Here is a 13012-nt window from a genome sequence, read left to right on the forward strand (position 1 = left end):
AGGCCTGCAGGCGCGCAACGCGTTCCTGCAGGCAGTGCGGTGGTGAATCAGAACAGCCATTGAGCGCCGAGGGAGTAGCCGGTCTGGCTGCCCTCATCATTGCCAAGGCGGCCATTGATTTCGGCGTAAAGCCCCAGTTGCGGGGTGATCGCCAACTGGCTGCCGACCTGGGCCCGACCAAAGCTCTTGTCGACGCCGCCCAGTTTTGCCTCTCGGGCTTTTCCGTCCGCGAGGCTGGTCAACAGGATGTCGTCCAGACTTCCGTCACCCATTTCCCTGACCCAGGCAATGTCGCCGTACGGCTGCAGGCTCATGCCGGCCGGCAGGTCGAAACTGCCCCGTACACGCCAGCCGAGGCTGGCCTGCAGGGAGTCGAAACTTTGCTCCTCATAGGTAAGGGCAGTACGCAACTGCTGTTTTTCGTGAAACTTGTCGATCCGGTAATGGCTGTAATCAAGCCCGGCGAAAGGACCGCTTTTGATTGGGCCGACGTCGAAGTCATAGCCGCCGATCACCCGCGCACCGAGGCTGAGGGCATCGGTTTCACCGGTCTGCTTCTGACTCAGCAGCACCGGGCCACCGTTGGCCTGGATCAGCAGATTGCGCTTGCTGTCGAAGCTGCTCTGCCCGGCGCTCAGGTCGCCTGCCAGCCATGCTGGGCCGCCGTCATTGAGCAAGGCATAGAGCGCCGCCTGCCAGCTGTCATTGTCGAGCTTGCCGCCATGTTCCAGCTTGTCGCGGCCATTGAGGTAACTGAGGCTGGCGCCCAGGGTCAGGCTCGGGGTCAATTGATAATCTCCCAGAGCATGCAGGCCCAGTCGACGGCCTTCGTGGAAGGGGCCACTGTCTGCGGTGTACTCACCATCAATGCCTATTTCGCCATCAAAGGTGCCCGCCTCACGACTGGCCGACTGCAAGGTCAGCCAGCGCCGGTCCAGCAGGTTTACCTGAGCCTGGTGCTGACGTTGCAGGCTGTCCTGCATCGCGCGGGCGACGGCCCCGCCAGACGCCGTTGACGCCATGAGGTCGGCATTGGTCAGCTCCAGCACCAGACGGCTGAGCAGGCGCGAATAGTCGCGCAGGCGCTGCTCGATACGTTCCTGGCCAAAGGCATCGGTGAGCACGGTTTCATTGTCTTTTTGGGGATCATGCCAGGTCGCTCCGCCCGGGATTGCCGGGTTGTCGGTCTGGGTGTAGCCGTCCATGTCCCCCAGTTCCCAGTTGGTGGCTTCGACGTAGAGCACCGGAATATTCAGTTTTTCAAAGGATTCGCCATCACTGCAGCAACCGGTGCCGGCAGGATAGGCCGCGTCCAGACCGGGGTTGGTGTGCAGGTCGATATTGAGCTCTTTGGCCAGCTTGAACGCATGTTCGCGCAGTGCCGCCAGCCCCGGGTTGGTCGCACTGTTCTTGCCGGAGTGGGCATACATCATGTCGCCGGTGATCAGGCTGTCGAGGTTGATCATGGCCAGCATGTTGTTCTTCTGGCTGGTACTCAGGCTGTTCACAAAGGCCTTGGATCCTTGCAGGCCTTCTTCTTCGGCGCCAAAGCCGATCACCTGCAGCCCGTACTCCAGCGGCAGGCCATTGAGATTGCGGGCGATTTCGGTGAGCACGCTGGCGCCCGAACCGTTGTCGTCGACCCCTTGCAGGGCAGGGCGACCGAAGTAGGTATCAAAGTGGGCGCCGACCACCACGTATTGCGGCAGTGTGCCCGGGGCATAAGCCACGACGTTTTGCGAGCTGCGACTGTTGTCGGCGCCCCAGGAAAAATCCTGGCGGGAGATGCTGTAGGCGTCGCCCATCCGGCTTTGCATCCAGTCGGCCGCCCCGGCGAAATTGGCCGTGCCCCGATAGCGGCCCGGGTAGTCATGAATCAGCGTGTCGAGGGTGTCACCAGCGTATTCGCCGTAGTCATGGGCCTGGCCTGATGTTGACAGCAGGGCGCCGGCAACGCTGACAGCGAGTGCGAGAGGTTTGATCACAACGTCTTCCTTGAGTTTTTCTTTTTGGATTGAGGCAATACGTCTAGACCATTTGCATGATGTGCGCCCCTTTATCGACTTCTTGAACAATTGACGCCCAGCGTTAAGGGTTCGTCGCCAATATGTAAAAGAGAACCGGTTTTGAATTGAAACCCAGCGCTGCGGCGGGCCGCGAATGCCCCGCAAGCGGGCAGGCCCTGGTGCAAGTGCTGCGAAAAGTAGCACGTAGATATCGATGCTTATCTGAAGGAGCTGCCTTGAAGACAGCAGCGCCGCCATCGCGGGCAAGCCCGCTCCCACAGGAGGAGGGGGCAGATTGCGATGCCTTTCTGTAGGAGCTGGCTTGCCAGCGAGCTCTGGCTTGAAGACCGCGGCGCTGCCATCGCGGGCAAGCCCGCTCCCACAGGGAGATGGGCAGATTACGATGCCTTTCTGTAGGAGCTGGCTTGCCAGCGAGCACTGGCTTGAAACCAGCGGCGCTGCCATCGCTGGCAAGCCCGCTCCCACAGAAGGAGGGGGCAGATTGCGATGCTGCTTTTCTGTAGGAGCTGGCTTGCCAGCGAGCTCTGCCTTGAAGTCAGCAGCGCTGCCATCGCGGGCAAGCCCGCTCCCACAGAAGGAGGGGGCAGATTGCGATGCTGCTTTTCTGTAGGAGCTGGCTTGCCAGCGAGCTCTGCCTGAAGTCAGCGGCGCCGCCATCGCGGGCAAGCCCGCTCCCACAGAAGGAGGGGCGGGTTACTGTGCTTGTCTGTAGGAGCTGGCTTGCCAGCGAGCACTGCCTTGAAGTCAGCAGCGCTGCCATCGCGGGCAAGCCCGCTCCCACAGGGGGGTGGGCGGATTGCGATGCTTTTCTGTAGGAGCTGGCTTGCCAGCGAGCTCTGCCTGAAGTCAGCGGCGCCGCCATCGCGGGCAAGCCCGCTCCCACAGAAGGAGGGGGCGGATTGCGATGCTGCTTTTCTGTAGGAGCTGGCTTGCCAGCGAGCTCTGGCTTGAAGTCAGCGGCGCTGCCATCGCGGGCAAGCCCGCTCCCACAGTGGGAGGGGGCAGATTGCGATGCTTCTCTGTAGGAGCTGGCTTGCCAGTAATTCAGGCTGCGAGGCCTGGGATCTGCACTCAGAAATCTGCCTTGAGCGACATCACGAAGTTGCGCGGCTCGCCGTAGAAGTTGCCGAAGCCTTCGGTGCCGACGGTGGCGTAGTAGCGCTTGTCGAACAGGTTGTTGCCGTTAAGTGCCACGGACCAGGTGTCATCGATGCGGTAGCCGATGCGGCTGTTCCAGATCGCATAACCGGCCTGGCTGATGTCGATGCCGCTGATGGGCGAGACCCGGTAGTTGCTGCTCTGGGCATTGACTCCGGCGCCGACAGTGATGCGGTCCAGTGAGCCGTCCAGGGCATAGTCGGCCCACACGCGCAGCAGGTGGCGCGGCACATAGGTGTTGTAGGCCAGACCATCCTGATCGTCATTGGCATCTTCCAGAACCTTGGTCTGGGTGTAGGTGTAGCCGGCCAGCACTTGCAGGCGCTCAATGACTTCGCCACTGACTTCAGCTTCGAAACCTTGAGCCTGCACCTTGCCGGAGTTCTGTGAGCAAGTACTGTCCGGGCACAGCGGATTGTCCTGGGCCGCGTCTTTCTGAATGGTGCGGAACAGGTTGAAGGAACTGTTCAGGCGCCCGTCGAACCATTCGCCCTTGATCCCCACTTCATAGCTGGTGCCGATCAATGGCTTGAGGGTTTCGCCGTTGAGGGTTTTGTAGCCGCCCTGCGGGGTGAAGATGTCCGTGTAGCTGGCATAGGTGGTCAGGTTGTCGTTGAGGTCGAACAGTACGGCCGCGAACGGGGTGACCTGGCCGGTTTCGGTCGCTCTGGAACTGACTGGCGTGCTTTCGCCCTGGTACCAGGACTCGCTATCGCTGTCGGACTTGTACCAGCTCACGCGGCTACCCAGCACGAAGGTCAGCGGCTCGGCCAGCTTCAGGCGGGCCGTGGAGTAAAGACCGTATTGTTTGATCCTCATGTCCATCGGCCCGCCACGTGAGGCATTACTCAGGTAGTAGCTGTCATCAGGTTTGGGCAGGTGATGATCGGGGTTGAGTACATTCTGGCGCTGGGGCAGGACTGCCACGGCGTAAAAGTCATCCTTGTGCGAACGGCTGGCGTTGGCGCCGATGGTCAATTCCTGCTCCAGGCCAAGTGCGTCGAATTTGCCGTTCAGGTAAGCGTCGAAGCCATAGTCGGTCTGGTCATAGTCATAGATGCTGCCCAGCATCAGGGTTTTGGTACTGGTAGCGCCGACCGGTACCGAACCGCTGGGGAACGCGTATTCCATGTCCTGGGTGTTTTTTGAATAGACCCCCGCGACCTTCAGTGACCAGTCGTCATTGAGTTGCTGCTTGAGGTCGCCGAACCAGGTGGTGCGCTTGCTGCGCTGGTTGTTCCAGGCGGTGTTCAGGCAGGTTGAACGTTTGAGTTTCAGGTCGCTGCCATCGGCGTAGCGCGGCAGCCCGCCCCAGCAGGGGGTGGCGTCCACATCTTCATAAGCCAGGCCCACACCGAGGGTGGTATCGGGGCTCAGGTCAAAATCCAGGGCGCCATAGTAGATCTGGTCTTTGCGTGCGCCGATGTCATAGAAGTACTGCCGGGTCTGTTGGGTGAGCACCGCCCGGCCGCGCAGGGTGCCGGAATCATTTAAAGGGCCGCCGGTATCAACCTGACCCCGATAGTTGTCCCAGGTGCCTGCAGACAGTGACAGCTGGGTGTGAGGGGTGGATTCGCCGCGTTTGCGGATGAAGTTCACCGCCCCGGCCGTGCCGCCCGCGCCTTTCATCATGCCTGCGGCACCGCGCAGTACCTCGACCCGGTCGTAGATCGCCATGTCGCTGTTGAAGCTGTCGGCCTGGACGTAGCTGCTGCCGATGTCCAGCGGCACGCCGTCGTACTGGTACTGGCCGGTCATGCGAAAGCCCCGGGAGTAGAAGTACTTGCCACCCATGGGCGAGTCATAAACGGTAATGCCCGGAGTCTTTTCCATGACCTGTTCAATGGTGTTCAGGTTCTGGTCATCGAGCATTTTGCGGGTAATGACGGTAACCGATTGCGGGGTCTCTTTAAGGCTGTGTGAACCCTTGCCGATGGTCACCGCCTGTGCGGTGTAGGAGCCAGAGCCTTCGGTGGTGGCGTCGGTGCTGCGCTCGGTGATGCTGGTGACCCCCAGTTGCAATGCTTCGCCGGTTTGCGGTGCCGGTTCGACACTGAAGTTGCCTTGCCCGGTGATACGCAATTGCAAACCGCTGCCCCGCAGGGCGGCCTCCATGGCCTGTTCGGGCGACATGTGGCCGATCACCGCTGGCGCCTGTTTGCCCTGCACCAGCGCGGGTTCCAGCGACACGATCTGGCCGCTCTGACTGGCGATGGTGTTAAGGGTACTGGCCAGGTTGCCGGCCGGCAGATTGAAGCTCAGGTCTTGCGCCAGGGCAGGACTGGCCATGGTTGCCAGAGCAACGGCGAGGCAAAGGGTGTGGGGCCACGGGTTGAGCACGGCATTCTCCTGATCGTGTGAAAGTCTCAGGAGATAGGTGCGCCGAGAAAACAAAACCGGACACCGATGCGAACAATTATCAAAAAAAACTTTCCACGGCCGTTATACCGCCCCGATCAGAGTCAGCCATGGACTGTAACGATCCACACGAATTGGCAGGGTTTCAGCCAGTGCGGTGAAGGCCCGGTCGGGATCGTTGAGCGGGTACACACCCTGCACCCGCAGGCCGCGAACCTGGGGAGCAACCCGCACCAAACCACGGGTGTAAGGGCGCAGGGCCGCGACCACTTGCTCCAGAGGATCGTCCAGCACGTTCAGTTTGCCGTTAAGCCAGTCAGCGCGACGGCGCTGGTCACCCTCCACAGGGACGATTTGCCTGGCATACAGCAGGGCCGACTGACCTTCGTCCAGATTCAGGGACATGCCGTTGAACAGCTGTGCCTGCACGGCGTGTTGCAGCACCACCACCCGGCTTGCTGCAGGTTCCTGAGCCACCAGGAAGCGACTTGCCGAAGCGCGGATTTCACCTTCTGCGGTGCGTACGCAAAAGGGCCGGCCCGCATCCGCGGCCACCTCAATCACCAGCTCGCCGTGACGCAGAATCAGCAGCCGTTGCCGGTTATCGAACCTCAGGTCCACGGCACTGTTGGCGTTCAGGCGCAGGCGGCTGCCGTCAGCCAGGTTGAAGTCCTGGCGCTGACCACGGCCGGTGGACAGATCGGCCAGCAGCGAATTACCCATCGGGCTGCGCGCGCCTAGCCACAAACCGCCACCGAGCAGGCCCAGACCGGCAATAGCGCGCAGCGTGTCGCGCCGGGTTGTGTGGGGTTGCAAGAGCAACTGACGGGCTTCACCGGCTTGTCCGGGCAGCCGATCATCCAGTGAACGCAGAGGGCTGAAGGAGCCGCTGAGGCGCTGCTGCAATTTGTCCCAGGCCTGAGCATGTGCGGGGTCTTTGGCCAGCCAGGCGTTGAAGCGCTCTTGCAGCATTACGTCGGGAGTGCCGGCGCGCAGTTGCACCATCCAGTCGATGGTCTGTTCGCTCACCGGGTCCAGCCGCTGCTTGCTCACAGGCCGGCCTCGCTCAGGTAACACTGGCGCAATGCCTGTTTCATGTAGCGGCTGACCGTGCGTTCGGACAGCCCCAGTTTTTGCGCAATTGCCACGTAACTCAGGCCATCCAGCTGGCTGTAAAGAAAGGTGGCTTTGACGATCATCGGCAAACCGTCGATCGCCCTGTCGATGGCAACCAGAGCTTCGATCAACTGCAACTGTTCTTCGGGGGACGGCGCCACGGCCTCGGGCAGCAAGGCCAGGCGATCGAGATAGGCGGTTTCCAGTTTGCGCCGACGGTGGCGGTCGAAAATCAGGCGCCGGGCAATGGTGGACAGGTAGGCCCGGGGCTGCTCAATGCTGTCCGGATCTACCCGCGCCGCCAGCATCTGGCAAAAGGTATCGGCGGCGGTGTCCTCTGCGTCGGCGTGATTACGCAGGCGGCGCTGAATATGTTGCAGCAGCCAGCGATGGTGGCTGCTGAAAAAGAAGCCCAGTTTTTGGGTCGCAAGAGGGTGCACCGGTCGGGTTTCCAGATGTGAGTGCGAATAGTTCTCAATATTAGCGGCCACATGATGGCCACTGCAATCGCAGACTTCTGTCAGGCAATCCAGAAATGGGTTTGAGGGGGCGATTCAGGCTGCGATGCTTTTCTGTAGGAGCTGGCTTGCCAGCGAGCTCGGCCTTGAAGACAGCGGCGCTGCCATCGCGGGCAAGCCCGCTCCCACAGGAGGAGGGGACAGATTGCGATGCTTCTCTGTAGGAGCTGGCTTGCCAGCGAGCTCTGCCTTGAAACCAGCGGCGCTGCCATCGCGGGCAAGCCCGCTCCCACAGAAGGAGGGGGCAGATTGCGATGCTGCTTTTCTGTAGGAGCTGGCTTGCCAGCGAGCTCTGCCTGAAGCCCGCAGCGCTGCCATCGCGGGCAAGCCCGCTCCCACAGGGGGATGGGCGGATTGCGGTGCTTTTCTGTAGGAGCTGGCTTGCCAGCGAGCACTGCCTTGAAGACAGCGGCGACGCCATCGCGGGCAAGCCCGCTCCCACAAGGGGAGGGGGCAGATTGCGGTGCTTTTCTGTAGGAGCTGGCTTGCCAGCGAGCTTTGCTTTGAAACCAGCAGCGCCGCCATCGCGGGCAAGCCCGCTCCCACAGGGGGAGCGGGCAGATTGCGATGCTTTTCTGTAGGAGCTGGCTTGCCAGCGAGCTCTGGCTTGAAGTCAGCGGCGCTGCCATCGCGGGCAAGCCCGCTCCCACAGGAGGAGCGGGCAGATTGCGAGGCTTTTCTGTAGGAGCTGGCTTGCCAGCGAGCTCTGCCATGAAACCAGCAGCGCCGCCATCGCGGGCAGGCCCGCTCCCACAGGGGGGAGGGGCAGATTGCGGTGCCAGCGAGCTTCGCGCTGAATTCAGGGGGGCGAGGTGCTCAATAGGCAAAAGCGCTGCGGTGCTTTTGCACGAAATCTTCCCAGGTCACGGGCTGGCGGCCGGTGATGGCGGGGAAGTTGTCGAAGGTCTCTTCAACCCCGGGAATCTGCCGGGCCGCCATGCGCGTGAAGTTGTCGTGCACGCAGGTCATGTAGGCCATTTCGGCTCCGGCCGCGCGCATGTTTTCCAGAAATACGTCAGGTGACTTCGCGTCGTAACGGAACGGCTGGCCCAGGACTCTGGTCATGATGGCGGCGATGTCGCCGTAGGACTGCACGTCGTAGCCCAGGCGGTAGGTCTTGCCGGCATGTTTGTGCGGGTGCAGCAAGGTTTGTGCGGCGACGCGGGCGACGTCTTCGCCATCCACCCAGCTGAAACGTGCATCGCCGGTGTATTGCTCGATAACCCCCGCTTTCACTGCCTGGGTGCCGTCGTAGCTGAGCAGGTTCTGCATGAAGCATTCAGGGCGCAGGTGGGTGAACGAAAAGCCTGACCACTCGATGTAGCGCTCCACGAACTGGTGCCAGGCCCAGTGTCCGATGGTGGTGTCGTCCCGTCCGCAGGCACCCAGGTGAACGATGTGTTGCACGCCGGCTTTTTTTGCCTGGTCCACGAAGGCTTTGCTCTGGCGCAGCATGTCCACGGTGTAGCCCGTCACCAGAAACGCGCGATCGATACCTTGCAGGGCAGGGGCCAGGGTGTGTTCCTTGTCGAAATCCATAATCACCGTGCGAATGCCTTGGGCCTCGAAAGGTTTGGCCTTGGCCGGTGAACGGACGGCGGCCACCAGGGTGATGCTGTCGTCGGCCAGCAGGTTGCGCAGGGTGTCGCCGCCGATCTGGCCGGTGGCACCGGTGATCAGCACCGTTGGTTTTTGCGGGGTCATGGGAGCGCCTGTAGGTTGAGGAGTGGCATGGGCTCCAGTTTACTGGGGAAAAACGGTCTTATTTACGATACCTTTTACCGAATGACATGAATTCAGTTCACGAATACGAGGCGGGTATGTTTACTTCCGAGCGCCTGAAGGGCATCGATGTGTTTGTCTGCGTGACCGAAGCCGGCAGCTTCAAAGCTGCTGCCGAGCGCCTGAACCTGAGCCCTTCGGCCATCAGCAAAGGCATCGCCCGACTGGAGAGCCGGCTGGAGGTGCGCCTGTTCAATCGCACCACCCGGCGTTTGTCGTTGACCGATGCCGGGGCCGCGTTCTATCGGACCTGTACCGGGGTGCTGGCCGAACTGGAAGAGGCCGAGTTGTCCATGCAGGCGGAAAATACCGAGCCGCGGGGCCGGCTGCGAATTGACCTGCCGGCAGCGTTCGGGCGTCTGCAGGCGTTGCCGGTGGTGCTGAAATTTGTGCAGCAACATGCGCTGTTGCTGCCGCACATTTCGTTTTCGGACCGCTTTATCGACCCGGTTGAAGAGGGGGTTGATATCGTCGTCCGGGTCGGCGGTTCGGATGTCTGGCCCGGTGCACTGGGGCATCGTTACCTGGGACGTGAGCGGCATGTGTTCTGCGCCGCCCCGGCTTACCTGAAGATTCACGGTACGCCGGTGACGGACCGCGACCTGGAGCATCATCAGTGTGTTGCCTATGGCCGGGCCGATGGCACGGTCAGCCCCTGGAGTTTTTCCGGCAATCGGCCCGGTGAGACCGAGCGCCGGGTGATGCCGGCCAAATACATCGTCGGTGATGGCGAAGGGCAGGTCATGACGGTGCTGGCGGGTTGCGGCATTGCGCAATTACCGACCTGGCTGATCAAGCAACAGCTGGCCGACGGGTCTTTGGTGCAGGTGCTGCCGCATCTGGCCAGCGACGGCCTGGCGATCAATCTGGTGTGGCCGAAAAGCCGCCAGGCTTTGCCCAAAGTCAGCGCTTTGCTGGATGCCCTGGCGGCCGGGCTGATGCCCCTCGACCGGTAATGGCGGCAGCGACTACCGGTTTTCGGCTACAGCGGCAGCACCCTGTCGTGGATCACGCTTTTCATCACCAGGGTCGAGACCAGCCGTTGTACGTTGGGCAGCGAGGTCAGGCGCTCGTCGTACAGTTGCTGAAAGGCCTGCAGGTCTTTGGCAATCACTTGCAGCAGGTAGTCCGGATCGCCGAACAGTCTTTGCGCTTCGATAATCTGTGGAATCTGCGGCAAGGCCGCCTCGAAGTCGGCGACGGCCTGGCGGGTCACTTCGCGCAACGTCACAAACACAATCGCAGAAAAGCCCAGGCCCAGTTCTTTCGGCGCCAGCAGGGCCCGATAGCCCAAAATCACCCCCGACTCTTCCAGAGCCCGCACCCGCCGATGACAGGGCGAGAGGCTCAGCCCGACCCGGTCCGCCAGTTCGGTGAGAGAAAGACGGCCGTCCCCATGCAGCTCCGCGAGAATCTTTCGATCAATTCGATCCACCTGGAAGAACCTTCTAATCTGGTCATTAATGATTGGGATAAACGAAAGATAATCCTATCAGCAAATCTCTAATCTTCTACTGAGCGCATTCGCTTCATTCGGCGCATTGCACAATCCCCCCGGCTTCGTAGAAGGCAGACACTCCGTGACTCTCAGCATCCTGGCCGCCTTTTGGGCGGTGTCGTTCCTGTTCATCATCACCCCCGGCGCCGACTGGGCTTACGCGATTTCAGCCGGTATTCGCGGCCGTCGGGTTGCGCCTGCGGTCGCGGGCCTGCTCTCGGGCCACTTGCTGGCGACCCTGGTTGTGGCTGCAGGGGTCGGCGCGTTACTGGTCAGGAGTCCGTTGATCATGTCGCTGCTCACCCTCGGCGGGGCCCTGTATTTGCTGTGGCTGGGCATCAGCATGATTCGCCAGCCGTCCACCCCCGAGGCCGGGCAGATGCAGGTGGCGGATTCATGGTTTCGCTGGGCCTGGAAGGGCACGTGCGTCAGTGGCATGAACCCCAAGGTATTTCTGCTGTTTCTGGCCCTGTTGCCGCAATTCACCGACCCGTTATCGACGTGGCCGATCCCGGCGCAAATCATCGCCCTGGGTTCATTGCATGCGGTGAGTTGCGCAGTGGTTTATCTGCTGGTGGGGTTCAGCGCCCAGGCGGTATTGCAGACCCGGCCGGGGGCGGCGAAAAAGGTCAGCCGGGTGTCCGGGACGGTGATGATCCTTATCGCGCTGGGACTGCTGGCGGAGCAGGTTTTGCGTTGAGCCTGTAAGATTGCCGGCGAGCCCGACCCTGACCACGGAGTGTGGAACCGCCCATGAAACAAACAGCATTACTGAGCCTGGCCCTGATCCTCGCAACCGGATTCACCGGCACCGCTGTGGCGGCCGGGGATGCCGAGGCGGGAGCCAGACTGTTCAGCAAAACCTGTGGCGGCTGTCACAGCATTGGCGAAAACGCCCGGGGCGGGTTCGGGCCGCAGCTCAACGGCATAATCGGCCGGCCAGCCGGGACCACGGCGGACTACCAGTACTCCGAGGCGATGAAAAACTCGGGTGTGGTGTGGACGCGGGACAAACTGGCCGCGTACATCGAAGCCCCGAAGAAAGTGGTGAGCGGTACGCGGATGATTTTCTGGGGCATCAGTGACCCCGAGAAGATCGACAATTTGCTGGCGTACCTTGAGACCTTTCAGGGGCAGTGATCACTGAATATCTTTGAGATAGTCCCTGAGGGTCAGCAGCGGGGCGTCGAGTTGTTCCAGCGTGCGGGCGTTTTTCACATCCAGGGACAGGCGCTCGAGCTCGCGGCCCATGGGCTTGTCGGTGCCGCCCAGGGCGTTCAGGGCCAGGCCCAGGCAGGCATCGAGCTTGGCTTGAATGGCGCCGATATCGCCCTTGCGCACCAGCAGGGCAAAGACCTCGCGCTCGTAGTCCGCCATGACCAGGTCGTCACGCAATATCGGGCTTGAGCCTTCGGTCTCGTAGGCCAGTTTCAGCGCGAAAAGGGCGACTGTTTCCAGTGGCAATTCCATGAAGCGGGTTCCTGTGCTGTGGAGCGGGGCGGCGATCATCGCTGTTCTGCCGGCGAAAAAAAAGCCTTGGCCCTGCGCACCCCTGAATCGGGCAGGCCCTCAGGGTGCGCCAGCCTCGGCCGGCTGCGAGCTTAGCCCCCACAACACATCCAGCACATGTTGCGTGGCCCGCTCCACATCGCCGTCACGGTGGGCAATCCCCAGTTGGCGCCACAACAGGGGCTGTAACGGGCGCATGGCGATCCGGCTGTCAGGCAGCGGGGTGCAGGCTTCATGGGGCAACAACGTGGCCCCATAACCGGCCGCCACCAGGCTTTTGATTGCATCGTTGTAGTTCAGTTGAATACGCGCTGCGGGCTGGTGCCCATCGCTGGCGAACCACTCCGCGGTGAGGCGTGAAAGCCGGGTGGTGTTGTCATTCAGGATCAAGGGCTGCGCTGCCAGCCAGGCGGGGGTCACTACCTGCGGGCATTCCCCGCGCGCCGGCAGGAAGGCCATGACCGGGTCGCGCCGCCAGGGCTTGATCCGCAATTGTTTGACCGGGGTCTGTGGCAGCGCCACCAGGCCGATTTCCAGAGAGCCTTCGGCCAGCCTGTGCAAGGTTTCCCGGGAGGTGAGCACGGCGACCTGCACATCGATAGCGGGATGATGTTGGCTCAAGGTCTCCAGCGCTTGCGGCAGCAACTGGGCGATGGCCCCGGTGGAGGCCCCCAGCCGCACGCGTCCGGCCAGCCCCTGCACCTGTCGCTGCACGTCCTCAAGGGCCTGCTGCGCATCTGCCAGCAGACGCCGCGCGCGTTCCACCAGGGTGTCGCCAATCGCCGATGGCTGGACCCGGCCCCGGCTGCGGGATAACAGCCTGGCGCCTACTCGCGATTCCAGGTCGGCGATATGCAAACTGACCGTGGGCGGGGCCAGGTTCAGCACCCGGGCCGCCTCGGCAAACGAGCCCAGGTCGGCAATAGCCACCAGCGTGCGCAGCCGGTCCAGGCTGATTTCGCGCATGGATCATTCCTTGTTCAGAAAAACTGAAGTTAATCGTTTGGAAATTCAACTTTTCCTATCTTAGCCCCTCGCTGAAGATT

At 61.8% G+C, this 13012-nt stretch carries 11 protein-coding genes; 3 read left to right on the forward strand and 8 right to left on the reverse strand.

Features of this window, described 5'->3' with window-relative positions:
• Positions 1 to 47 precede the first annotated feature (47 nt).
• The 5 genes from B195_RS04335 to B195_RS04360 form a co-directional block, all read right to left on the reverse strand.
• Positions 48 to 1985 (reverse strand): autotransporter domain-containing protein, encoded by a 1938-nt coding sequence (locus tag B195_RS04335; protein ID WP_003443484.1) that lies wholly within the window; start codon positions 1983 to 1985, stop codon positions 48 to 50.
• Between the two features lie 1113 nt (positions 1986 to 3098).
• Positions 3099 to 5525: a TonB-dependent receptor gene (locus tag B195_RS04345; protein WP_003443482.1), complete on the reverse strand. Its 2427-nt coding sequence runs from the start codon at positions 5523 to 5525 to the stop codon at positions 3099 to 3101.
• A gap of 102 nt (positions 5526 to 5627) precedes the next feature.
• Positions 5628 to 6596, reverse strand: a complete 969-nt coding sequence (locus tag B195_RS04350; protein WP_003443481.1) for a FecR domain-containing protein — start codon at positions 6594 to 6596, stop codon at positions 5628 to 5630.
• On the reverse strand, positions 6593 to 7099 hold the full coding sequence (locus B195_RS04355; protein ID WP_003443479.1) for a sigma-70 family RNA polymerase sigma factor: 507 nt from the start codon (positions 7097 to 7099) through the stop codon (positions 6593 to 6595). The genes B195_RS04350 and B195_RS04355 overlap by 4 nt, the downstream gene beginning before the upstream one ends.
• 894 nt (positions 7100 to 7993) lie before the next feature.
• Positions 7994 to 8881: an SDR family oxidoreductase gene (locus tag B195_RS04360; RefSeq protein WP_003443476.1), complete on the reverse strand. Its 888-nt coding sequence runs from the start codon at positions 8879 to 8881 to the stop codon at positions 7994 to 7996.
• Between the two features lie 116 nt (positions 8882 to 8997).
• Here B195_RS04360 and B195_RS04365 point away from each other — a divergent pair, with 116 nt between their 5' ends.
• Positions 8998 to 9915: a LysR family transcriptional regulator gene (locus B195_RS04365; RefSeq protein WP_003443475.1), complete on the forward strand. Its 918-nt coding sequence runs from the start codon at positions 8998 to 9000 to the stop codon at positions 9913 to 9915.
• A gap of 26 nt (positions 9916 to 9941) precedes the next feature.
• On the opposite strand, the gene B195_RS04370 is transcribed toward B195_RS04365, so the two are convergent.
• On the reverse strand, positions 9942 to 10394 hold the full coding sequence (locus B195_RS04370; RefSeq protein ID WP_029612224.1) for an Lrp/AsnC family transcriptional regulator: 453 nt from the start codon (positions 10392 to 10394) through the stop codon (positions 9942 to 9944).
• Between the two features lie 145 nt (positions 10395 to 10539).
• On the opposite strand from B195_RS04370, the gene B195_RS04375 reads away from it, so the two are divergent.
• Entirely contained in the window at positions 10540 to 11157 is a 618-nt protein-coding gene (locus B195_RS04375; RefSeq protein WP_003443470.1) for a LysE family translocator, read from the forward strand.
• Positions 11158 to 11210: 53 nt separating this feature from the next.
• On the forward strand, positions 11211 to 11597 hold the full coding sequence (locus tag B195_RS04380) for a cytochrome c family protein (protein WP_003443457.1): 387 nt from the start codon (positions 11211 to 11213) through the stop codon (positions 11595 to 11597).
• On the opposite strand, the gene B195_RS04385 is transcribed toward B195_RS04380, so the two are convergent.
• Positions 11598 to 11927: a hypothetical protein gene (locus B195_RS04385; RefSeq protein WP_003443445.1), complete on the reverse strand. Its 330-nt coding sequence runs from the start codon at positions 11925 to 11927 to the stop codon at positions 11598 to 11600.
• A 99-nt stretch (positions 11928 to 12026) separates the two neighbouring features.
• On the reverse strand, positions 12027 to 12932 hold the full coding sequence (locus tag B195_RS04390; protein WP_003443444.1) for a LysR family transcriptional regulator: 906 nt from the start codon (positions 12930 to 12932) through the stop codon (positions 12027 to 12029).
• Positions 12933 to 13012: the final 80 nt, after the last annotated feature.

Source organism: Pseudomonas sp. Lz4W, from assembly GCF_000346225.2.
Lineage (GTDB): Bacteria > Pseudomonadota > Gammaproteobacteria > Pseudomonadales > Pseudomonadaceae > Aquipseudomonas > Aquipseudomonas paraversuta.